21 protein-coding genes and 1 tRNA gene are annotated in these 22,739 nt (G+C 55.4%); 15 read left to right on the top strand and 7 right to left on the bottom strand.

Going from position 1 to position 22,739, the window contains the following annotated elements; translation table 11 throughout:
- The first annotated feature begins 128 nt into the window (after positions 1 to 128).
- Positions 129 to 204, top strand: a tRNA-Trp gene (locus tag ACOTZB_RS21605).
- A gap of 98 nt (positions 205 to 302) precedes the next feature.
- On the opposite strand, the gene hdfR is transcribed toward ACOTZB_RS21605, so the two are convergent.
- Complete coding sequence (hdfR, locus tag ACOTZB_RS21610; RefSeq protein ID WP_193805315.1) at positions 303 to 1,124, bottom strand: HTH-type transcriptional regulator HdfR; 822 nt, start codon at positions 1,122 to 1,124, stop codon at positions 303 to 305.
- A 118-nt stretch (positions 1,125 to 1,242) separates the two neighbouring features.
- Here hdfR and ACOTZB_RS21615 point away from each other — a divergent pair, with 118 nt between their 5' ends.
- Positions 1,243 to 1,581 (top strand): DUF413 domain-containing protein, encoded by a 339-nt coding sequence (locus ACOTZB_RS21615; protein ID WP_023309658.1) that lies wholly within the window; start codon positions 1,243 to 1,245, stop codon positions 1,579 to 1,581.
- 30 nt (positions 1,582 to 1,611) lie between these two features.
- On the opposite strand, the gene ACOTZB_RS21620 is transcribed toward ACOTZB_RS21615, so the two are convergent.
- The gene (locus tag ACOTZB_RS21620) at positions 1,612 to 3,132 is read right to left on the bottom strand and encodes a YifB family Mg chelatase-like AAA ATPase (protein ID WP_421628494.1); all 1,521 of its coding nucleotides are present in this window, start codon (positions 3,130 to 3,132) and stop codon (positions 1,612 to 1,614) included.
- Between the two features lie 341 nt (positions 3,133 to 3,473).
- Between ACOTZB_RS21620 and ilvL the strand changes: the two genes are divergently transcribed.
- The 7 genes from ilvL to ilvA all read left to right on the top strand — a co-directional run bounded on the left by ilvL (position 3,474) and on the right by ilvA (position 10,024).
- Positions 3,474 to 3,572 carry an ilv operon leader peptide gene (gene ilvL / locus ACOTZB_RS21625; protein ID WP_001311244.1) on the top strand — a complete coding sequence of 33 codons (99 nt, stop codon included), beginning with the start codon at positions 3,474 to 3,476 and terminating at the stop codon, positions 3,570 to 3,572.
- An 86-nt stretch (positions 3,573 to 3,658) separates the two neighbouring features.
- The gene (gene ilvX / locus ACOTZB_RS21630; protein WP_166792073.1) at positions 3,659 to 3,709 is read left to right on the top strand and encodes a peptide IlvX; all 51 of its coding nucleotides are present in this window, start codon (positions 3,659 to 3,661) and stop codon (positions 3,707 to 3,709) included.
- Positions 3,710 to 3,711: 2 nt separating this feature from the next.
- The gene (gene ilvG / locus ACOTZB_RS21635) at positions 3,712 to 5,358 is read left to right on the top strand and encodes an acetolactate synthase 2 catalytic subunit (RefSeq protein WP_421628495.1); all 1,647 of its coding nucleotides are present in this window, start codon (positions 3,712 to 3,714) and stop codon (positions 5,356 to 5,358) included.
- Positions 5,355 to 5,618: an acetolactate synthase 2 small subunit gene (gene ilvM, locus ACOTZB_RS21640; protein WP_024907956.1), complete on the top strand. Its 264-nt coding sequence runs from the start codon at positions 5,355 to 5,357 to the stop codon at positions 5,616 to 5,618. Before ilvG ends, ilvM begins: the two co-directional genes overlap by 4 nt.
- An 18-nt stretch (positions 5,619 to 5,636) precedes the next feature.
- Positions 5,637 to 6,566 carry a branched-chain-amino-acid transaminase gene (gene ilvE / locus ACOTZB_RS21645; protein ID WP_023309654.1) on the top strand — a complete coding sequence of 310 codons (930 nt, stop codon included), beginning with the start codon at positions 5,637 to 5,639 and terminating at the stop codon, positions 6,564 to 6,566.
- Positions 6,567 to 6,626: 60 nt separating this feature from the next.
- On the top strand, positions 6,627 to 8,477 hold the full coding sequence (gene ilvD, locus ACOTZB_RS21650; RefSeq protein ID WP_033146918.1) for a dihydroxy-acid dehydratase: 1,851 nt from the start codon (positions 6,627 to 6,629) through the stop codon (positions 8,475 to 8,477).
- 2 nt (positions 8,478 to 8,479) lie between these two features.
- Positions 8,480 to 10,024 carry a threonine ammonia-lyase, biosynthetic gene (ilvA, locus tag ACOTZB_RS21655; RefSeq protein ID WP_039267211.1) on the top strand — a complete coding sequence of 515 codons (1,545 nt, stop codon included), beginning with the start codon at positions 8,480 to 8,482 and terminating at the stop codon, positions 10,022 to 10,024.
- Here the strand turns inward: ilvA and ilvY are convergent.
- A complete protein-coding gene (gene ilvY / locus ACOTZB_RS21660) occupies positions 10,021 to 10,911 on the bottom strand; it encodes an HTH-type transcriptional activator IlvY (RefSeq protein WP_023333829.1) in 891 nt (296 codons plus the stop codon). The two genes, ilvA and ilvY, sit on opposite strands and share 4 nt — an antisense overlap.
- Before the next feature lie 152 nt (positions 10,912 to 11,063).
- On the opposite strand from ilvY, the gene ilvC reads away from it, so the two are divergent.
- Positions 11,064 to 12,539: a ketol-acid reductoisomerase gene (gene ilvC / locus ACOTZB_RS21665; RefSeq protein ID WP_421628496.1), complete on the top strand. Its 1,476-nt coding sequence runs from the start codon at positions 11,064 to 11,066 to the stop codon at positions 12,537 to 12,539.
- Positions 12,540 to 12,632: 93 nt separating this feature from the next.
- Here the strand turns inward: ilvC and ppiC (ACOTZB_RS21670) are convergent, their stop codons facing one another.
- Together ppiC (ACOTZB_RS21670) and ppiC (ACOTZB_RS21675) are read right to left on the bottom strand one after the other, a co-directional pair.
- On the bottom strand, positions 12,633 to 12,914 hold the full coding sequence (ppiC, locus tag ACOTZB_RS21670; RefSeq protein WP_023309650.1) for a peptidylprolyl isomerase PpiC: 282 nt from the start codon (positions 12,912 to 12,914) through the stop codon (positions 12,633 to 12,635).
- A 50-nt stretch (positions 12,915 to 12,964) separates the two neighbouring features.
- Complete coding sequence (gene ppiC / locus ACOTZB_RS21675) at positions 12,965 to 13,246, bottom strand: peptidylprolyl isomerase PpiC (protein ID WP_023309649.1); 282 nt, start codon at positions 13,244 to 13,246, stop codon at positions 12,965 to 12,967.
- Between the two features lie 112 nt (positions 13,247 to 13,358).
- On the opposite strand from ppiC (ACOTZB_RS21675), the gene rep reads away from it, so the two are divergent.
- Positions 13,359 to 15,383, top strand: a complete 2,025-nt coding sequence (rep, locus tag ACOTZB_RS21680) for a DNA helicase Rep (RefSeq protein WP_032646096.1) — start codon at positions 13,359 to 13,361, stop codon at positions 15,381 to 15,383.
- A 59-nt stretch (positions 15,384 to 15,442) separates the two neighbouring features.
- Here the strand turns inward: rep and gppA are convergent, their stop codons facing one another.
- Together gppA and rhlB are read right to left on the bottom strand one after the other, a co-directional pair.
- Positions 15,443 to 16,927, bottom strand: coding sequence for a guanosine-5'-triphosphate,3'-diphosphate diphosphatase (gene gppA, locus ACOTZB_RS21685; protein WP_047652204.1), 1,485 nt, complete (start codon positions 16,925 to 16,927; stop codon positions 15,443 to 15,445).
- Between the two features lie 6 nt (positions 16,928 to 16,933).
- Positions 16,934 to 18,202, bottom strand: coding sequence for an ATP-dependent RNA helicase RhlB (gene rhlB / locus ACOTZB_RS21690; RefSeq protein ID WP_021242834.1), 1,269 nt, complete (start codon positions 18,200 to 18,202; stop codon positions 16,934 to 16,936).
- A gap of 144 nt (positions 18,203 to 18,346) precedes the next feature.
- Here rhlB and trxA point away from each other — a divergent pair, with 144 nt between their 5' ends.
- The 4 genes from trxA to wzzE all read left to right on the top strand — a co-directional run bounded on the left by trxA (position 18,347) and on the right by wzzE (position 22,687).
- Positions 18,347 to 18,676 (top strand): thioredoxin TrxA, encoded by a 330-nt coding sequence (gene trxA / locus ACOTZB_RS21695; RefSeq protein ID WP_421628497.1) that lies wholly within the window; start codon positions 18,347 to 18,349, stop codon positions 18,674 to 18,676.
- Positions 18,677 to 19,021: 345 nt separating this feature from the next.
- Positions 19,022 to 20,281 carry a transcription termination factor Rho gene (rho, locus tag ACOTZB_RS21700; RefSeq protein WP_008501566.1) on the top strand — a complete coding sequence of 420 codons (1,260 nt, stop codon included), beginning with the start codon at positions 19,022 to 19,024 and terminating at the stop codon, positions 20,279 to 20,281.
- Between the two features lie 242 nt (positions 20,282 to 20,523).
- Complete coding sequence (gene wecA, locus ACOTZB_RS21705) at positions 20,524 to 21,627, top strand: UDP-N-acetylglucosamine--undecaprenyl-phosphate N-acetylglucosaminephosphotransferase (RefSeq protein ID WP_023309645.1); 1,104 nt, start codon at positions 20,524 to 20,526, stop codon at positions 21,625 to 21,627.
- Positions 21,628 to 21,640: 13 nt separating this feature from the next.
- Positions 21,641 to 22,687, top strand: a complete 1,047-nt coding sequence (gene wzzE / locus ACOTZB_RS21710; RefSeq protein WP_047652205.1) for an ECA polysaccharide chain length modulation protein — start codon at positions 21,641 to 21,643, stop codon at positions 22,685 to 22,687.
- Positions 22,688 to 22,739 lie beyond the last annotated feature (52 nt).

Consider the following 22,739-nt stretch of genomic DNA (forward strand, 5'->3'; position numbering starts at 1 on the left):
AGCGGTAGTTCAGTCGGTTAGAATACCTGCCTGTCACGCAGGGGGTCGCGGGTTCGAGTCCCGTCCGTTCCGCCACTTATTAAGACATTAAGCCTGCCTTGTTGGCAGGCTTAATGGCAAAAAACTTTAGGGGCGTAGCTCAGTTGGTAGAGCACCGGTCTCCAAAACCGGGTGTCGCGAGTTCGAGTCTCTCCGCCCCTGCCATATATAATCCTTTGCTTCGGCAAAGGATTTTTTTTGCCTGAAACACTGTAGAAAACTCTCTTCATAATATTCAGCCAGCATTCCTGCTGGCTGATGCATCAATCCATTACATTGATTTTTAATAGATCTTTTATCTGCGCTTGCTTATCACTGTTTTGCAGCCAAATTGCATACAGCGGCCTGGTAAGCGTGGTGGAATCCATCACGGTGTGCAGCCCTGCTTTAGTGTCTGCCCAGCGAACAGGTAACCAGGTACAACCTTTCAGCAGGGACAGCTGCTGACAGGCGATCTCTGCAGAGCTGGTCGTTAACTGCGGAACATCATCAGGCGCAATTAGTCCCGTCTCGTGCTGCTGAAAATCTGGCCCCCATTCCAGGCGTAAATAGGTCAGGTCTGCCTTCATCATCGAAGGTTCAGACGCATAAAGCGCCAGGCCAAACTGGCCCACAATCTGGCTGCTAAATTCGTCCATCTTGGGGGCTTCGGTTGTGATCAGAAGATCAAGCTGGCGCTCATGAAGTTGCTTAACCAGCGACTGCCGTTGCGCAATCCTGGCTTCAAATTGCAGATGGCCGTGTGAATGATACAGCCGGGTAAGCCACTGACTTAGCATGCATTCCCACAGAGAAGCGCTGGCCCCTATCGAGAACTCATTATGCCTCGAAGTATGTGCCACCTCTTTACGTGCTGCCTGCCAGGTATTCATGAGCGTTTCTGCATACGGCAGCAGTTTCTCGCCGGCCGGCGTTAAGCGAATATTGTTGCGATGGCGGGTAAAAAGATTCACACCCAGTTGATTTTCCAGCTGTCGAATACGAAAACTGACTGCTGACTGCGTCAGGTAAAGGGCCTCAGCTGCTCGCCCAAAGTGGCGTGTTCTGCTCACTTCAAGGAAAGTTTTAAGCAATTCCGTATCCACATCTTTCTCCGCAAAATTATTTGTCGTTATGATTTAAATGTTTTGTTTTACACTCTGTCAAGCGTAACTAATACTCCGCGCCATAAATAGCTCGGCCAAAGAATTAGGAGCGTGTAGGATGGCGGAAAGCTTTACGACGACTAATCGTTTTTTCGACAATAAACATTATCCGCGCGGGTTCTCTCGTCACGGCGATTTCACCATCAAAGAAGCTCAACTGCTTGAGCGCCATGGTTATGCCTTTAACGAGCTGGATCTGGGTAAGCGTGAACCTGCAACCGAAGACGAAAAACAGTTTGTTTCTGTTTGCCGTGGTGAGCGTGAGCCGGAGTCTGAAGCGGAACGCGTATGGATAAAGTACATGGCGCGCATTAAGCGTCCTAAGCGCTTCCATACGCTGTCTGGCGGCAAGCCGCAGATGGAAGGTGCAGAAGACTACACCGAGTCTGATGACTAAAATGAAAAGAAGGGGCTACGGCCCCTTTTTTTATGCCAGCAATTTCTGCAAATGCAGCAGCAAACGATCGATAGCGCGGTAGCTCAGCGCCTCCTGCAAATGCTTTCTCTCAATGTCAGTGCACCCCTCTACGTCAGCAATAGTTCTGGCCACCTTCAGCAAACGCTGCCACGCACGTATGGACAGCCCGAACCGCGTCAACGTCTCCTCCAGCCATCCCGCATCTTCGACGTTAAGAGAACAAAACTGCCGGATCCCGGCGTTATCCAGCCGCGCATTCAACCTGTTCTGACGAGCATACTGCCGCGTCTGGGCTGCAATCACCCGTTCGCGTACCTCCGCTGAGCTTTCACCCGTTATGCTCGTTTGCCTGAGCAGACCCGGCGGGGGGAGGGGGATTTCGAGGGATAAATCGAAACGGTCGAGGAACGGGCCGGATAACTTACCCAGATAACGCAACGTCTGCTCTGGCGTACAGCGGTTATGGTTTCCCTGGTAGTGACCCGTCGGGCTGGGATTCATCGCCGCAACCAGCTGAAACTGCGCGGGATAGCTTATTTTCGCTCGTGCGCGTGAGATATGTATCTCACCGGATTCAATGGGCTCCCTCAGTGCATCCAGCACGCGGCGCTCAAACTCCGGCAGCTCGTCAAGAAACAGAATGCCATTGTGTGCCAGCGAGATCTCACCCGGCCCGGGGATAGACCCGCCGCCGACCATTGCCGTCAGTGAAGCGCTATGATGCGGGGAACGAAAAGGACGACGGCGCCACTGTTTTTGCAACGATGCAGAACTGATGAGACTATATATGGCGGCGCTTTCCAGCGCTTCATGGTTATTGAGCGGTGGAAGCAACCCACTCAGCCTGCTCGCCAGCATCGTTTTCCCCGTACCCGGCGGGCCAATTAACAGAAGATTGTGTCCACCTGCCGCCGTAATCTCCAGCGCCCGTTTCCCTTGCTCCTGTCCCATAATCTCGCTGAGATCCTCTGGTGCATCCGCTATAACATCATCACATTCCTCCGGCTCGGACAGTTCATGCCGTCCTTCCAGCCACGCACAAACTTCCTGTAAATGCCCAGCGATGAGACACCCCTTCTCGGCGATAAGACTCACTTCTGATGCGTTTTCATTGGCGACAATGATTTGCCGTCCTGCTCGTATGGCTTCCAGCGCTCCCGATATAGCACCGGGAACGCCTCTTAACGCGCCTGTAAGCGCGAGTTCGCCAACGAACTCATACGAGCCTAGCCGTGTCGTATTAAGCTGCTCAGAAGCCGCGAGAAGGGCAATTGCGATAGGTAAATCGTATCGTCCCCCCTCTTTAGGCAGATCGGCGGGGGCAAGGTTGATGGTGATCTTCTTTGCGGGGAAGGTATAACCGCTATTTATTATTGCGCTGCGAACGCGATCCCTGGCCTCTTTAACCGTCGTTTCAGGTAACCCGACAAGCGTGAGTCCGGGTAGCCCATTGCTCAAATGAACCTCGACGGAAATAAGCGGTGCTTTTACCCCGAGAGCCGCACGCGTATAAACAACTGACAGTGACATTTGCACTACCTCCTGGTGTGACTATGCCAGCGCCTTTTTTGCCTGTTTAGCGTCGTTTTGCGAATTTACGCCGCCTGTTCAGAGATTTTAAGCGCACACTGAAACCCTTGCATAACCGTGGAAGCCTCCTCGCAGAATGTAAAAAGCCCCGTTTTGACGGTAAGAACCGCAGTGAAAAAATGAAAAATATTCATTTTCTAATTTCCGTATATAAAACAACGGTTTTAAGAAATATGATTCGCTGCCTAATCAAATTCGTCATAAATAAATCTTGTGTTTGATTTAAAAACTGTGATAACTCTTTAGGTATTCCTTCGAACAAGATGCAAAAAGAACTGAAAATGACAGCCCTTCTACGAGTGATTAGCCTGGTCGTGATTAGCGTGGTGGTGATTATTATCCCACCGTGCGGGGCTGCACTTGGACGAGGAAAGGCTTAGAAATCAAGCCTTAACGAACTAAGACCCCCGCACCGAAAGGTCCGGGGGTTTTTTTATGACTAAAAAACGTAAATGAGGAGCAGAGAATGACGACTAGCACAAAATTCTGTTTCTCCCGATTTATGACGGGGAACTAACTATGAATGGGGCACAGTGGGTAGTACATGCGTTGCGCACGCAGGGAGTCGAAACCGTATTCGGTTATCCGGGTGGCGCAATTATGCCGATTTACGATGCACTGTATGACGGCGGCGTGGAACATCTCTTGTGCCGACACGAGCAGGGCGCAGCGATGGCAGCCATCGGTTATGCCCGCGCGACCGGTAAAACCGGCGTGTGTATGGCGACTTCAGGCCCGGGCGCAACGAACCTGATCACCGGCCTGGCTGACGCGCTGCTGGATTCCGTTCCCGTTGTCGCCATCACCGGGCAGGTGGCGTCTCCGTTCATCGGTACCGATGCTTTTCAGGAAGTCGACGTCCTCGGTTTATCGCTGGCCTGCACCAAACATAGCTTCCTCGTCCTGTCTCTGGAAGAGCTGCCGCGCGTAATGGCAGAAGCGTTCGACGTGGCAAACTCAGGTCGTCCTGGTCCGGTACTGGTCGATATCCCGAAAGATATCCAGGTGGCACTCGGCGAGCTGGAACCGCACTTCTCTACCGTTGAAAGCGACGATGTCTTTCCGGAAGCGGAAGTTGAAGAGGCCCGTCAGATGCTGGCCCAGGCGAAACAGCCGATGCTGTACGTCGGCGGTGGCGTCGGCATGGCACAGGCCGTTCCTGCCCTGCGCGAATTTATCGCAACAACGCAGATGCCAGCGACCTGCACGTTGAAAGGTCTCGGTGCAGTCAACGCGGATTACCCCTACTATCTGGGCATGCTGGGAATGCACGGCACCAAAGCGGCAAACCTGGCGGTGCAGGAGTGCGATCTGCTCATCGCCGTAGGTGCCCGTTTTGACGACCGCGTCACCGGCAAGCTGAATACCTTTGCGCCGAACGCCAAAGTCATCCATATGGATATCGACCCGGCAGAGATGAACAAGCTGCGTCAGGCGCATGTCGCCTTGCAGGGCGATCTCAACGCGCTGTTACCGGCATTGCAGCAGCCGCTGGATATCAACGCATGGCGTCAGCACACCGCAGATATGCGCGCCGAGCACGCCTGGCGGTACGACCACCCCGGCGAGGCCATTTACGCGCCGCTGCTGTTGAAGCAGTTGTCCGACCGTAAACCGGCTGACAGCGTCGTCACCACCGACGTAGGCCAGCACCAGATGTGGTCCGCGCAGCACATGACCTACACCCGCCCGGAAAACTTCATCACCTCCAGCGGGTTAGGGACGATGGGCTTCGGTCTGCCAGCCGCCGTTGGCGCGCAGGTTGCCCGCCCGAACGATACCGTTATCTGTATCTCCGGTGACGGCTCCTTCATGATGAACGTTCAGGAGCTCGGCACCGTTAAGCGCAAGCAGTTGCCGCTGAAGATCGTGTTGCTCGATAACCAGCGTTTAGGAATGGTTCGCCAGTGGCAACAGCTGTTCTTCCAGGAGCGCTACAGCGAAACGACTCTCACCGATAACCCCGATTTCCTCACCCTGGCCAGCGCCTTTGGCATCCCTGGTCAGCACATCACCCGTAAAGATCAGGTTGAAGCGGCGCTCGACACCATGCTGAACAGCGATGGGCCTTACCTGCTTCATGTCTCAATCGACGAACTCGAGAACGTCTGGCCGTTGGTACCGCCTGGTGCCAGTAACTCACAAATGATGGAGAAATTATCATGATGCAGCATCAGGTCGCCGTACAGGCTCGCTTCAACCCGGAAACCTTAGAACGCGTTTTGCGTGTGGTGCGTCATCGTGGTTTTCAGATTTGCTCTATGAATATGGAGACGGCCACTGACGCCCGGAATATCAGTATCGAATTAACCGTTGCCAGCCCGCGGTCGGTCGACTTACTGTTTAGTCAGTTATCAAAGCTGGTAGACGTTGCCCATGTTGCCATCTGCCAGAGCACAACCACATCACAACAAATCCGCGCTTAAGCGTGACAGGACGAAAAAATGACGACAAAAAAAGCTGATTACATTTGGTTCAACGGTGAGATGGTTCGCTGGGAGGACGCGAAGGTCCACGTGATGTCCCACGCGCTGCACTACGGTACCTCCGTATTTGAAGGCATCCGCTGCTACGATTCTCACAAAGGGCCAGTGGTGTTCCGCCATCGCGAACACATGCAGCGTCTGCATGACTCAGCCAAAATTTATCGTTTCCCGGTTTCACAAAGCGTTGATGAGCTGATGGAAGCCTGCCGCGACGTGATCCGTAAAAACAACCTGACCAGCGCCTATATCCGTCCGCTGGTCTTCGTGGGTGACGTCGGTATGGGCGTGAACCCGCCAGCCGGCTATACCACAGATGTGATCATTGCCGCGTTCCCGTGGGGTGCTTACCTGGGTGCAGAAGCCCTGGAGCAGGGGATCGACGCAATGGTCTCTTCCTGGAACCGCGTTGCGCCAAACACTATCCCGACCGCCGCGAAAGCAGGCGGGAACTATCTCTCCTCATTGCTGGTCGGTAGCGAAGCGCGCCGCCACGGCTATCAGGAAGGTATCGCCCTCGACGTAAATGGCTACATCTCTGAAGGTGCGGGTGAAAACCTGTTTGAAGTGAAAGACGGTATCCTGTTCACGCCGCCGTTCACTTCCTCCGCGCTGCCGGGCATCACCCGCGACGCCATCATCAAGCTGGCGAAAGATCTGGGTATCGAAGTGCGCGAGCAGGTGCTGTCCCGCGAATCCCTGTATCTGGCGGATGAAGTGTTTATGTCCGGTACGGCGGCTGAAATCACGCCGGTACGCAGCGTGGACGGTATCCAGGTGGGCGAAGGCCGCTGTGGCCCGGTCACCAAACGTATTCAGCAAGCGTTCTTCGGCCTCTTCACCGGTGAGACAGAAGATAAATACGGCTGGTTGGATCAGGTTAATCACTAAGCATAAATTTGGGACGGCACGCACCGTCCCAGTAAATAGTCAGACGGGAGTCAATAAAGCATGCCTAAGTATCGTTCAGCCACCACCACCCACGGCCGTAATATGGCGGGAGCCCGCGCGCTGTGGCGCGCCACCGGAATGACCGACGCCGATTTCGGCAAGCCGATTATCGCCGTGGTGAACTCCTTCACCCAGTTTGTACCGGGCCACGTACACCTGCGCGATCTCGGCAAGCTGGTTGCCGAGCAAATCGAAGCCTCCGGCGGCGTGGCGAAAGAGTTCAACACCATTGCGGTGGATGACGGTATCGCGATGGGGCACGGGGGCATGCTCTATTCACTGCCGTCGCGCGAGCTGATCGCCGACTCCGTAGAGTATATGGTTAACGCCCATTGCGCCGATGCGATGGTCTGTATCTCCAACTGCGACAAAATCACCCCGGGGATGCTAATGGCCTCCCTGCGCCTGAACATTCCGGTGATCTTCGTCTCCGGCGGCCCAATGGAAGCGGGGAAAACCAAACTCTCCGACAAAATCATCAAGCTCGACCTGGTCGATGCGATGATCCAGGGCGCGGATCCAAAAGTCTCTGACGAGCAGAGCGACCAGGTGGAACGCTCCGCGTGTCCGACCTGCGGCTCCTGTTCCGGTATGTTCACGGCAAACTCCATGAACTGTCTGACCGAAGCGCTGGGTCTGTCTCAGCCGGGTAACGGCTCGCTGCTGGCGACCCACGCAGACCGTAAGCAGCTGTTCCTCAACGCCGGTAAGCGCATCGTTGAGCTGACCAAACGCTACTACGAGCAGGACGACGCCAGCGCGCTGCCGCGCAACATCGCCAGCAAGGCCGCATTTGAGAACGCGATGACGCTGGATATCGCAATGGGCGGCTCCACCAACACTGTTCTGCACCTGCTGGCCGCCGCGCAGGAAGCCGAAATCGACTTCACCATGAGCGACATCGACAAGCTCTCCCGCAAAGTCCCGCAGCTGTGTAAAGTCGCGCCGAGCACCCAGAAGTACCATATGGAAGACGTACACCGCGCGGGCGGCGTGCTGGGCATTCTCGGCGAGCTGGATCGCGCCGGGCTGCTGAACCGTGACGTGAAAAACGTGCTTGGCCTGACGCTGCCTGAGTCGCTGGACCAGTACGACGTCATGCTGACCAAAGACGACGCGGTGAAAAAAATGTTCCGCGCCGGCCCTGCCGGTATCCGCACCACCCAGGCGTTCTCGCAGGATTGTCGCTGGGATACGCTGGACGATGACCGCGCCGAAGGCTGCATCCGCTCGTTGGAACATGCCTACAGCAAAGACGGCGGTCTGGCCGTGCTGTACGGTAACTTCGCGGAAAACGGCTGCATCGTGAAAACCGCAGGCGTGGACGACAGCATCCTGAAATTCACCGGTCCGGCGAAGGTATACGAAAGCCAGGATGAAGCGGTAGACGCGATTCTCGGCGGCAAAGTGGTGGAAGGCGACGTGGTTGTCATTCGCTACGAGGGCCCGAAAGGCGGTCCGGGCATGCAGGAGATGCTCTACCCAACTACCTTCCTGAAATCCATGGGGCTCGGTAAGGCCTGCGCGCTGATCACCGACGGACGTTTCTCCGGCGGTACCTCCGGCCTCTCTATCGGCCACGTTTCCCCTGAAGCGGCAAGCGGCGGCAACATCGCCATCATCGAAGACGGTGACCTGATCGAAATCGACATTCCGAATCGCGGCATTCAGCTGAAGCTGAGCGACCAGGAAATTGCGGCCCGTCGTGAAGCGCAGGAGGCCCGCGGCGACAAAGCCTGGACGCCGAAAGACCGCCAGCGTGAAGTCTCCTTCGCCCTGCGCGCCTACGCGAGCCTTGCCACCAGTGCAGATAAAGGCGCGGTGCGCGATAAATCGAAACTTGGGGGCTAATGATGGCCGAGTCACAACCCTTATCCGCCGCCCCCGAGGGGGCGGAATACCTGAGAGCGGTGCTGCGCGCGCCGGTCTATGAAGCCGTGCAGGTCACACCCCTGCAGAAAATGGAAAAACTCTCTTCGCGCCTCGACAACGTCATTCTGGTGAAGCGCGAAGACCGTCAGCCGGTGCACAGCTTCAAGCTGCGCGGTGCCTACGCGATGATGGCCGGGCTGACCGACGAGCAGAAAGCGCGCGGCGTAATTACCGCGTCGGCGGGCAACCATGCTCAGGGCGTGGCGTTCTCGTCTGCCCGTCTGGGGCTGAAAGCGCTGATCGTGATGCCGGTTGCTACCGCAGATATCAAAGTCGACGCGGTGCGCGGTTTCGGCGGCGAGGTACTGCTCCACGGCGCCAACTTTGACGAAGCGAAAGCCAAAGCGATCGAGCTGGCGCAGCAGCAGGGGTTCACCTGGGTGCCGCCATTCGATCACCCGATGGTGATTGCCGGACAAGGCACGCTGGCGCTGGAACTGCTGCAGCAGGATGCCCATCTCGACCGCGTCTTCGTCCCGGTGGGCGGCGGTGGCTTAGCCGCAGGCGTGGCGGTGCTGATCAAACAGCTGATGCCGCAGATCAAAGTCATCGCCGTGGAAGCGGAAGACTCTGCCTGCCTGAAAGCGGCGCTGGATGCCGGTCATCCGGTGGACCTGCCGCGCGTCGGGCTGTTTGCCGAGGGCGTGGCGGTGAAGCGCATTGGCGACGAAACCTTCCGCCTGTGCCGGGAATATCTCGACGATATCGTCACGGTGGATAGCGACGCTATCTGCGCGGCGATGAAAGATCTGTTCGAAGACGTGCGTGCGGTGGCGGAACCGTCAGGCGCGCTGGCGCTGGCGGGGATGAAAAAATACATCGCGCAGCACAACATTCGCGGCGAGCGACTGGCGCACGTGCTTTCCGGCGCCAACGTGAACTTCCACGGTCTGCGCTACGTTTCCGAGCGCTGCGAGCTGGGCGAACAGCGTGAAGCGCTGCTGGCGGTGACGATTCCTGAAGAGAAGGGCAGCTTCCTGAAGTTCTGCCAACTGCTGGGCGGCCGTTCGGTGACGGAATTTAACTACCGTTTTGCCGATGCCAAAGACGCCTGCATTTTTGTCGGCGTGCGTCTGAGCCGCGGCGTGGAGGAGCGCAAAGAGATCCTCAACCTGCTGCATGAGGGTGGCTACAGCGTGGTCGATCTTTCTGACGATGAGATGGCGAAGCTGCACGTGCGCTACATGGTCGGCGGGCGTCCATCAAAGCCGCTCAGGGAACGTCTGTTTAGCTTCGAGTTCCCGGAATCACCGGGCGCGCTGCTCAAGTTCCTGCACACGCTGGGCACGCACTGGAATATTTCACTATTCCACTACCGCAGCCACGGCACCGACTACGGCCGCGTGCTGGCGGCGTTCGAACTGGGCGAGCACGAGCCGGATTTCGAAACGCGGCTGAACGAGCTGGGCTATGAGTGCCACGACGAAACCCATAACCCGGCGTTCAGGTTCTTCCTGGCAGGTTAGTGGTTCGGCAATATCGTCCAGAACGCATCAATAAGCGGCTCATGCAGCCGCTTTTTTTGTGCGCACACGCCAAGCTCAAACGGCGTTTTCTCATCGCTGCGCTCCAGAATCATCACGCGATTGCGCACCGGTTCCGGGCTATTTTCCAGCACCACCTCCGGCAGCAGCGCCACGCCGCAGCCGAGCGCCACCATCGACACCATTGCCTCATGGCCGCTGACCGTGGCGTAAATCGACGGGTTGCTGATTTTCTGGCGGCGGAACCACAGCTCAATACGACGGCGCACCGGCCCCTGATCGGCCATGATAAACGGTACCGTGGACCAGTCCGGTTTTTCCACCGACACCTGGTTACGTACCGGGCAGGGCAGCGCCGGGGCAATGAGTACCACCGCCAGATTCTCCAGCATGGAGAATGCCACCGCGCCCGGCAGGGTTTCAGGTTTCCCGGCAATGGCGAGATCCGCTTCGCCCGTCACCACTTTTTCCATTGCGTCGGAGGCGTCGCCGGTGGTGAGCTTAATTTCAACCGACGGATGCGCCGCGCGGAAGCGGTCAAGGATGGGCGGCAGATGGCTGTAAGCGGCGGTCACGGAGCAAAAAATATGCAGCTCGCCGGAAAGTGACGGCCCCTGCTGGTCAATCGAGTGCCGCAGCTGCTGGTACTGCAGCAGCGTCTGCTGGGCAAAAATGCGTAGCTCTTCGCCCGCTTCCGTGAGGGTGACGGTGCGGTTGTCGCGCACGAACAGGGGCTGGCCGAGGTCTTCCTCAAGGCGCTGGATCTGGCGTGAAAGCGTGGAGGGGCTAACGTGCATCGCCCGGGCGCTGCGGCCAAAATGGCGGCTTTCTGCCAGATGCAGGAACATTTTCAGATCGCGTAAATCCACCGATTCCACTCCCTCTTTTTACATTGCAAAAATTGCAACATGACGTTGTGAATATATCAATTTCCGCAATAAATTTCCTGTTGTAATGTGGGTACATTCTCGCTGAAACGCGAACCGAACAATAAGACACACAACATCACGAGGTATCACCCATGGCTAACTACTTTAATACACTGAACTTGCGCCAGCAGCTGGCGCAGCTGGGCAAATGCCGCTTCATGGCGCGCGATGAATTTGCCGATGGCGCGAGCTACCTTCAGGGTAAAAAAGTGGTCATCGTCGGCTGTGGCGCACAGGGTCTGAACCAGGGCCTGAACATGCGTGACTCCGGTCTGGATATCTCCTACGCTCTGCGCAAAGAAGCAATTGCCGAGAAGCGTGCTTCCTGGCGTAAAGCGACCGAGAACGGCTTCAAAGTGGGCACCTACGAAGAGCTGATCCCGCAGGCGGATCTGGTGGTTAACCTGACCCCGGACAAGCAGCACTCTGACGTTGTGCGTTCAGTACAGCCGCTGATGAAAGACGGCGCCGCGCTGGGTTACTCTCACGGCTTCAACATCGTTGAAGTGGGCGAGCAGATCCGTAAAGACATCACCGTGGTGATGGTGGCGCCGAAGTGCCCGGGTACGGAAGTACGCGAAGAGTACAAACGTGGCTTCGGCGTGCCGACCCTGATCGCGGTTCACCCGGAAAACGATCCGAAAGACGAAGGCATGGCGATTGCCAAAGCGTGGGCTGCGGCGACCGGCGGCCACCGTGCGGGCGTGCTGGAATCGTCCTTCGTTGCCGAAGTGAAATCTGACCTGATGGGTGAGCAGACCATTCTGTGCGGCATGCTGCAGGCCGGTTCTCTGCTGTGCTTCGACAAGCTGGTGGAAGAGGGTACCGACCCGGCCTACGCGGAAAAACTGATTCAGTTCGGCTGGGAAACCATCACCGAAGCGCTGAAGCAGGGCGGTATTACGCTGATGATGGACCGTCTGTCCAACCCGGCAAAACTGCGTGCTTACGCGCTGTCTGAACAGCTGAAAACCATCATGGCACCGCTGTTCCAGAAACACATGGACGACATCATCTCCGGCGAATTCTCTTCCGGCATGATGGCGGACTGGGCGAACGACGATAAAAACCTGCTGACCTGGCGTGAAGAGACCGGTAAAACCGCGTTCGAAACCGCGCCGCAGTATGAAGGTAAAATCGGCGAGCAGGAGTACTTCGATAAAGGCGTACTGATGATCGCGATGGTGAAAGCAGGCGTTGAGCTGGCGTTCGAAACCATGGTGGATTCCGGCATCATCGAAGAGTCTGCGTACTACGAATCTCTGCACGAGCTGCCGCTGATCGCGAACACCATTGCCCGTAAGCGTCTGTACGAAATGAACGTGGTTATCTCTGATACCGCAGAATACGGTAACTATCTGTTCTCTTACGCCTGCGTACCGCTGCTGAAAGAGTTTATGACCACTCTGCAGACGGGCGATCTGGGTAAAGCGATTGCGGAAGGTGCCGTAGATAACGCGCAGCTGCGCGATGTGAACGAAGCGATTCGCAGCCATCAGATCGAGAAAGTGGGTCACAAACTGCGTGGCTACATGACCGATATGAAGCGTATCGCGGTAGCGGGTTAACACCTGGTGCGGGCTGATGCCCTCACCCCGCCCCTCTCCCACTGGGAGAGGGTGCAAACATTAAAGGCCTTCTCTTAGAGAAGGCCTTGCTGTTTATTTCCGATACAGTACTTTAATAATGTGATACCCGAACTGCGTGTGCAGCGGGCCGGTTGGCTCCAGCACCGGGCAGGAGAACACCACTTTATCGAACGCCGGAACCATCTGACCCTGGCGGAATTCACCCAGGTCGCCTCCACGTTTGCCTGACGGGCAGATGGAATGCTTCTTCGCCAGCTTGCCGAAGTCGGCACCGTTTTTAATCTGCTCCAGAAGATCCAAAGCCAGTTTCTCTTCTTTAACGAGGATGTGCACTGCTGCTGCTGTTTTTGCCATGATCGTGCCTTGAATAGGTTGAAATAAATCGGGGCGCAATATACCACGCGTCAGCGGCGATAAAGCACCTTAATGATATGGTAGCCAAATTTGGTTTTTACCGGGCCGTAGGGCTTCAGAAGCGGGCAGCTAAAGACCGCCCGATCGAACGGGCCGACCATCGCACCTTGTTGAAACTCGCCGAGATCCCCGCCATTGCGCCCGGACGGGCATTTAGAGTAGCGCTTTGCCAGATGATCGAAGCTGATGCCGCGCTCCAGCTTGGCCAGGATCTCCTGGGCCAGTTTCTCTTCTTTTACCAGAATATGCAGGGCTGCTGCGGTCTTTTTCATGGTTCTGCTCTACGGGTTAAACGCGATTTCTCCACTTTATCATTAGCTGGTAAATCTGCGCCCGGCTTTCTGCTACAATCCACACCCCGTTCGAAGATTGAGCAACACTCCCATGCGTTTAAACCCTGGACAACAACAAGCGGTCGAATTCGTTACTGGACCATGCCTGGTGCTGGCAGGGGCCGGTTCGGGTAAAACCCGCGTGATCACCAACAAAATCGCCCATCTGATCCACAACTGCGGATATCAGGCGCGACACATTGCGGCGGTCACCTTTACCAATAAAGCGGCGCGTGAGATGAAAGAGCGCGTCGGTCAGACGCTTGGCCGTAAAGAAGCGCGCGGTCTGATGATCTCCACCTTTCACACGCTGGGGCTGGATATCATCAAACGCGAGTATGCGGCGCTGGGAATGAAGTCCAACTTCTCGCTTTTTGACGATACCGATCAGGTGGCGCTGCTCAAAGAGCTCACCGAGGGGCTGATCGAAGATGACAAGGTGCTGTTGCAGCAGCTGATCTCGACGATCTCGAACTGGAAAAACGATCTGATGACGCCGGCCCAGGCCGCGGCGATCGCCAAAGGCGAACGGGATCGGATTTTCGCCCACTGCTACGGTCTGTACGATGCGCATATGAAAGCGTGCAACGTGCTGGACTTTGACGATCTGATCCTGCTGCCCACGCTGCTGCTGCAGCGCAATGAAGAGGTGCGCGAGCGCTGGCAGAATAAAATCCGCTACCTGCTGGTGGATGAATATCAGGACACCAACACCAGCCAGTACGAGCTGGTGAAGCTGCTGGTGGGGCAGCGCGCGCGTTTCACCGTGGTAGGCGACGACGACCAGTCAATTTACTCCTGGCGCGGTGCGCGCCCACAAAACCTGGTGCTGCTGAGCAAAGATTTCCCGGCCCTGCAGGTGATTAAGCTAGAGCAGAACTACCGCTCCTCCGGGCGTATCCTGAAGGCGGCAAACATCCTGATTGCCAATAACCCGCACGTGTTTGAGAAGCGTCTCTTCTCCGAACTGGGCTACGGCACGGAGCTGAAAGTGCTCAGCGCCAATAATGAGGATCATGAAGCGGAGCGCGTGACGGGCGAACTCATCGCTCACCACTTCGTCAACAAAACCGAATATAAGGATTACGCGATCCTCTATCGCGGTAATCACCAGTCGCGCGTCTTTGAAAAGATGCTGATGCAGAACCGCATTCCGTACAAAATCTCGGGCGGCACGTCGTTCTTCTCACGACCAGAAATCAAAGATCTGCTGGCCTATCTTCGCGTGCTCACTAATCCGGATGATGACAGCGCGTTTCTGCGCATCGTGAATACGCCTAAACGCGAGATTGGCCCGGCGACGCTGCAAAAGCTCGGCGAGTGGGCGATGACCCGCAACAAAAGTATGTTTACTGCCAGCTTCGACATGGGGCTGAGCCAGACGTTAACCGGACGCGGGTATGACTCGTTAACCCGCTTCACCCACTGGCTCGGCGAAGTGCAGCGTCTCGCGGAGCGGGAGCCGGTGGCGGCCGTGCGCGATCTCATTCACGGCATCGACTATGAGTCCTGGCTGTATGAAACCTCAGCCAGCCCGAAGGCGGCTGAGATGCGCATGAAGAACGTTAACCAGCTCTTCAGCTGGATGACCGAAATGCTGGAAGGCTCTGAAATCGACGAGCCGATGACCCTGACGCAGGTGGTCACCCGCTTTACCCTGCGCGACATGATGGAGCGCGGCGAAAGCGAAGAAGAGGCCGATCAGGTTCAGCTGATGACGCTGCATGCGTCAAAAGGGCTGGAGTTCCCGTATGTGTATCTGGTCGGCATGGAAGAGGGATTGTTGCCGCACCAGAGCAGCATCGATGAAGATAACGTCGACGAGGAGCGCCGCCTGGCCTACGTGGGGATCACCCGCGCGCAGAAAGAGCTAACGTTCACGCTGTGTAAAGAGCGCCGTCAGTATGGCGAACTCGTCCGCCCGGAGCCGAGCCGTTTCCTGCTGGAGTTGCCGCAGGATGACGTGATCTGGGAACAGGAACGCAAAGTTATTACTGCGGAAGAGCGGATGCACAAGGGGCAGGCTAACGTGGCGAACATTCGCGCCATGCTGGCGAAAGCCAAAGAGAAAGGATAAGTCCGTAGGGACCTGTAGGCCGGGTAAGGCGAAGCCGCCTCCCGGCAATGTTCAGCGTATTACTTCACCTCAAGCACCCAGTGCACATAGCTCTGCCACTGGCATTCCTGTTCGATCATTTCTGCCCCTAACGGGTGACGATCAATCCAGTTCTCCGGCAGCGTCAGCGAAAGCTTCTCGTCATCGGCCACCAGATTAATGGCTGGCAGCAAATCATCGCGGCGGCGGCTGGCAAACAGGATCGCCAGACGCAGCAGGCGGCACAGATGCTCGGCCACGCGCGGCGGGACGGCGTTTTGCTGATGCAAAGAGGAGAGATCGACGGCATTGGTCTGGTTCAGCAGCAGCGTGGCCAGCAATTTTTTCTGCGCGGGCGTATAGCCCGGTAAATCAAGGTTGCGGACCAAATACGCTGCGTGAGCCGGTGCCTGCTTAAAATCAATGCTCAGCCCGATTTCATGGAGCGCGCAAGCGCTCAGCAATAAATCCCGGCTCAGATGATCAAGATCCCAGACGTTAGCGACCCGATCGGCGAAGCGTGACGCCAGCTGCGATACGCGTCCTGCCTGATCGATATCAACCAGAAAGCGACGCTGCACGTTGCGCAGAGTACGGCTGCGGATATCCTGATCGACCGAAAGATGTAACATCCCGTAGACCAGACCTTCGCGCAGCGCGCCGCCGGCCAGGGTCATACACTGGATGTTCAGCTCGGTGAAAATGGCGATAAGAATGGCCAGCCCGCTCGGGAAGACCAGCGCGCGTTCCAGCGTCAGGCCTTCAATTTCCAGCTCTTCCAGGCGTCCGCACTGAATGGCGCGCTGTTTCAGCTGCTGAAGTTTGGCAAGCGTAATCCGCTCGTCCATTCCCTGCGCCATCATGATTTCCTGCAGAGCCTGCACGGTGCCTGATGCACCCACGCAGACTTTCCAGCCGTGATAGCGCAGCTCGTCCATCACCGGGCGTAACACCTCGCGCGCGGCGTTTTCTGCCTCATCGAAGTTCTCTTTCGCCAGGTTCCGATCGGTAAAGTAGCGCTCAAGCCAGGTCACGCAGCCCATCGACAGGCTGAACAGCGACGTTGCCTGCGCGCCGGTGCCGGTCACCAGTTCGGTACTGGCACCGCCGATATCCACCACCAGGCGGCGATCGTCACCTCCCGTGGTGTGCGCAACCCCCTGATAAATAAGGCGAGCTTCTTCTTCACCGCTGATAACCTGTACCGGACAACCGAGAATTTCCTGCGCTCTGGCAATAAAATCCACGGCGTTGACCGCCAGGCGGAGTGTCGCAGTGGCGACCACGGTGATTTGGGCGTGCGGGATATCCTGCAGACGTTCGGCAAAGAGCCGCAGACACTGCCAGCCACGTTCCATGGCTTCAGGGGAGAGGTGATTATCGCTGCTCAGGCCCGCCGCGAGGCGGACCTTGCGCTTGATGCGCGTCAGCGTTTGTATGCTTCCCGCCACCTCGCGCACAACCAGCATATGAAAACTATTCGAACCGAGATCAATTGCCGCATAAAGCGAGGTGGAGCTGAGCATATTTTCTTAACCTGAACGACGACGATTACGCGGCGCGCCGCCTGAACGACGCGGACCATTGCCGGAGCGTGGGCGGGTTAGACGCTTAGGCGGCGGCAGTTCGCTTAACAGTGCTTCCGGATTGTATTTGCTCTGTGGAATAGAGTGACCGATATACGTCTCAATGGCCGGGAGATTCAGCGCATACTCTTCACACGCAAGGCTAATCGAGTGACCGCTTGCGCCCGCACGACCGGTACGACCGATACGGTGTACGTAGTCTTCGCAGTCGTCTGGCAGATCGTAGTTAAAGACGTGCGTTACGGCCGGAATGTGCAGACCACGAGCGGCAACGTCGGTTGCGACCAGAATATCGAGATCGCCACGGGTGAATTCTTCCAGAATACGCAGGCGTTTTTTCTGCGCCACGTCGCCGGTCAACAGGCCAACACGGTGACCGTCTGCAGCCAGATGGCCCCAGATGTCTTCGCAACGGTGTTTGGTGTTCGCGAAGATAATGGCGCGATCTGGCCACTCTTCTTCGATCAGCGTTTGCAGCAGACGCATTTTCTCTTCATTGGAAGGATAGAAGAGCTCTTCTTTAATGCGGTGACCCGTTTTCTGCTCCGGTTCCACTTCTACATATTCGGCGTTGTTCATCTGTTCGAACGCCAGCTCGCGTACGCGATAAGAAAGAGTAGCGGAGAACAGCATATTCAGACGCTGATTGGCCGGCGGCATGCGGCGGAATAGCCAGCGAATGTCTTTAATGAAGCCCAGATCGTACATGCGGTCAGCTTCATCGAGCACCACAACCTGGATTGCGCCGAGGTTAATGTGGTTCTGTTTGGCGTAATCAATAAGACGGCCGGTGGTACCGATCAGGATATCCACACCGCTTTCCAGCACTTTCAGCTGTTTATCGTAGCCGTCGCCGCCATAGGCCAGGCCCAGCTTCAGGCCAGTAGCCTGCGCCAGGGGTTCAGCGTCTGCGTGGATCTGTACCGCCAGTTCTCGCGTCGGGGCCATAATTAGCGCGCGCGGCTGGTTAACTTTGCGGTCTGCAATCGCTGGGTGAGAAAGTAAATAATGAAACGTTGACGTTAAAAACGCCATCGTTTTGCCGGTACCGGTTTGCGCCTGCCCGGCAACATCGCGACCGGCCAGCGTCAGCGGCAGCGCGAGGGCCTGAATGGGCGTGCAGTTATGAAACCCTTTATTTTCAAGGGCTTCAATCACCTTCGGGTGCAGCGCGAAGTCGGAAAACTTCTGTTCTGTTAAATGTGTTTTGCTCATAGTGTGGTAGAATATCAGCTTACTATTGCTTTACGAAAGCGTATCCGGTGAAATAAAGTCAACCTTTAGTTGGTTAATGCGACATCAACACGTCGTTGGTGGAGACAAAACCAACGTACCAGGCTTATTCCTGTGGAGTTATATATGAGCGATAAAATTATTCACCTGACTGACGACAGTTTTGACACGGACGTACTTAAGGCTGACGGGCTGATCCTCGTCGATTTCTGGGCTGAATGGTGTGGTCCTTGCAAAATGATCGCCCCGATTCTGGATGAGATCGCCGACGAATATCAGGGCAAACTGACCGTTGCCAAGCTGAACGTCGACCAGAACCCGGGCACCGCACCAAAATACGGTATCCGTGGCATCCCGACCCTTCTGCTGTTCAAAAACGGCGAAGTGGCGGCGACCAAAGTGGGCGCACTGTCCAAAGGTCAACTGAAAGAGTTCCTGGACGCTAACCTGGCGTAAGGTTTCTCCGCTGTGCGTTCAGAGCTCCCGGCTAAATGATGTGGAACTCTGGACGCCCGGCTGAAGTCGTGCTAAGTTAGCTATGACTTCGTTTTAAACATATCTTGTTGTTTGAATCTTGTTTTACCCGATACTTCCCGTTGTTAACATGAACAGTGCGTGAAGTGGCTAAATTCCGGGCTTGTCACTCAATCCGTCTTGTCGTTTCAGTTCTGCGTTCTTTCCCTGTGACCAGACAGCGAACAGACATGAGTCGATGGCCGCTAAACAGGCATGGATGACCCTGCCATACCATTCACAACATTAAGTTCGAGAATCACCCCGAGTTTAAGAACCCACACCATTATGAATCTTACCGAATTAAAGAATACGCCGGTTTCTGAGCTGATCACTCTCGGCGAAAATATGGGGCTGGAAAACCAGGCTCGTATGCGCAAGCAGGACATCATTTTCGCCATCCTGAAGCAGCACGCTAAGAGTGGCGAAGATATCTTTGGCGACGGTGTGCTGGAGATATTGCAAGACGGATTTGGTTTCCTCCGCTCTGCAGACAGCTCCTACCTCGCCGGCCCTGACGACATCTACGTATCCCCCAGCCAAATCCGCCGTTTCAACCTCCGCACTGGTGACACCATTTCAGGTAAGATTCGTCCTCCTAAAGAGGGTGAACGCTACTTTGCGCTGTTGAAAGTCAATGAAGTTAACTTCGACAAACCGGAAAACTCGCGTAATAAGATCCTCTTTGAGAACTTAACGCCGCTGCACGCGAACTCTCGCCTGCGCATGGAGCGTGGTAACGGTTCTACTGAAGACTTAACCGCGCGTGTTCTGGATCTGGCATCACCAATTGGTCGCGGCCAGCGTGGTCTGATTGTGGCACCGCCAAAAGCGGGTAAAACCATGCTGCTGCAGAACATCGCGCAGAGCATTGCCTATAACCACCCAGACTGCGTGCTGATGGTGCTGCTGATTGACGAACGTCCGGAAGAAGTGACCGAGATGCAGCGTCTGGTTAAAGGTGAAGTGGTTGCTTCTACCTTCGACGAACCGGCATCTCGCCACGTTCAGGTTGCGGAAATGGTTATCGAGAAGGCGAAACGCCTGGTTGAGCACAAGAAAGACGTGATCATCCTGCTTGACTCCATCACCCGTCTGGCGCGTGCCTACAACACCGTGGTTCCTGCATCCGGTAAAGTGCTGACCGGTGGTGTGGATGCTAACGCCCTGCATCGTCCGAAACGCTTCTTCGGTGCCGCACGTAACGTGGAAGAGGGCGGCAGCCTGACCATCATTGCGACGGCGCTGATCGATACCGGTTCTAAAATGGACGAAGTGATTTACGAAGAATTTAAAGGTACAGGTAACATGGAACTGCACCTTTCTCGTAAAATCGCTGAAAAACGCGTCTTCCCGGCTATTGACTACAACCGTTCCGGTACCCGTAAAGAAGAGCTGCTCACCACGCAGGAAGAGCTGCAGAAAATGTGGATCCTGCGCAAAATTATCCATCCAATGGGTGAAATTGACGCGATGGAGTTCCTCATTAACAAACTGGCGATGACCAAAACCAACGACGATTTCTTCGACATGATGAAACGCTCGTAACGTAAATAAAGCCAGCGAACGCCACGTTTTTACGTGGCGTTTTTCTTTTATGGACTATACGCTAGTACCATCTACTCCCAATTTTGACCGGTCGGTGCGACAATAGGGCCGTTTGTGCAGCTAAAGAAATAATTGATTGAAAAATATACAAAGGAAGTGGTGAGAAGCCATCTTTATTACTTCTGAGGCTGTAGCTTCATGGTTATACTTCCGGGACTAACATTTGTTGAGAGCAATCCATTGTGAATCTATTCACCGCCGTTACTGAACTGATCAGTATTTTTTTATTCACAACCTGTTTTTTGTTCATTGCGCGAAAGGTGGCAAAACGAATAGGGTTGGTGGATAAGCCGAATTTTCGTAAACGTCATCAGGGACTTATTCCTTTAGTCGGCGGGATTTCTGTATACGCAGGGATTTGCTTCACGTTTGGAATTGCCGACTATTATATTCCGCATGCCGCCCTCTACATTGCCTGCGCCGGTGTCCTGGTGTTGGTCGGGGCTCTTGATGACCGGTTCGATATCGCGGTGAAAATACGCGCGACCGTTCAGGCGGCCATTGGCGTGGTGATGATGGTTGTGGGCGGACTGTATCTGCGAAGCCTCGGCTATGTATTTGGCCCCTGGGAGTTAGTCCTGGGTCCATTTGGCTTCTTCCTGACACTCTTTGCCGTCTGGGCGGCAATCAATGCTTTCAACATGGTGGATGGCATTGACGGCCTGCTCGGTGGGTTGTCATCCGTCTCGTTTGCCGCTATCGGCATTATTTTATGGTTTGATGGCCAGTACAGTCTGGCAATGTGGTGTTTTGCCATGATTGCCGCCATTCTGCCTTATATCCTCTTAAACCTCGGAGTGCTGGGCCGTCGCTATAAAGTCTTTATGGGTGACGCGGGCAGCACGTTGATTGGTTTTACGGTTATCTGGATCCTGCTTGAAACCACACAGGGTCAAACCCATCCGATAAGTCCCGTAACCGCGCTGTGGATTATCGCGATTCCATTAATGGATATGGTGGCGATTATGTATCGCCGCCTGCGCAAAGGAATGAGTCCTTTCTCTCCTGACCGCCAACACATTCATCATCTCATCATGCGTGCGGGTTTTACTTCTCGTCAGGCGTTTGTGCTGATTACTCTGGCCGCCGCTATTTTAGCCGCGATTGGTGTAGCTGCAGAATATTCCCATATTATTCCTGAGTGGGTTATGTTGGCATTATTCTTGCTGGCATTTTTCCTGTACGGCTACTGCATTAAACGCGCATGGAAAGTGGCGCGATTTATTAAACGTCTTAAACGCCGGATGCGTCGTAACAGTGGCAAAAACACAACATTAACTAAGTAAAACCGGGACTATGATGACTCAACCGTTGGCGGGAGCGAAATCAGTGGTAACTGAGAATGAACTGGATATTCGGGGTTTGTTTCGCGTGTTATGGGCAGGCAAACTTTGGATTGCGGGGATCGCGCTGGGGTTTGCACTGTTAGCGCTGGCCTATACGTTCTTTGCAAAACAAGAGTGGAGCGCCACGGCAATTACAGACAAGCCAACGGTTAACATGCTCGGGGGATACTATTCCCAGCAGCAATTCCTGCGTAACCTGGATATCAAAGCCAGTCTTGCAACGCCAGACCAGGCTTCCGTTATGGATGAAGCCTATAAAGAGTTTGTAATGCAGCTGGCTTCGTGGGATACCCGACGCGATTTCTGGTCCCAGACGGATTACTACAAGCAGCGCCGGGTTGATAATACAAAAGCCGACGCCGCCCTGCTGGACGATCTGATTAACAATATTCAGTTTATGCCGGGCGACGCGCTGCGTAACGTGAATGACAGCGTCAAGCTGATTGCAGAAACCGCGCCGGATGCCAACAACCTGTTGCGTCAGTACGTCGCGTTTGCCAGCCAGCGTGCCGCAAGCCATCTTAACGAAGAGCTTAAAGGCGCCTGGGCTGCCCGCACCATCCAGATGAAAGCCCAGGTGAAACGTCAGGAAGAGGTGGCGAATACCATTTTCGGTCGCCGCGTGCATAACATTGAGCAGGCGCTGAAAATTGCGGAGCAGCACAATATTTCCCGTACTGAGACGGACGTGCCCGCCGATGAGCTGCCTGACTCTGAAATGTTCCTTCTTGGTCGCCCTATGCTGCAGGCGCGTCTGGAAAACCTGAAGGCCGTCGGTCCTGATTTTGACCTCGATTACGATCAAAATCGCGCGATGCTCAATACGCTTAATGTAGGTCCATCCCTGGACCCGCGTTTTCAGACCTATCGTTATTTGCGAACGCCTGAAGAACCTGTAAAACGCGATAGCCCGCGTCGTGCATTCCTGATGATTATGTGGGGGATTGTAGGCGCACTGACGGGCGCTGGCGTGGCGTTAACGCGTCGTCGCAAAAACTAAGAACGCCGTCTACGATGAAGGCTGCGGCCTTCATCGCCTAATCGAAGAGAAT

Origin of the sequence: Enterobacter cloacae complex sp. SHL020 (assembly GCF_049236945.1) — a bacterium.
In the GTDB taxonomy this organism is placed as follows: Bacteria; Pseudomonadota; Gammaproteobacteria; order Enterobacterales; family Enterobacteriaceae; genus Enterobacter; species Enterobacter dykesii.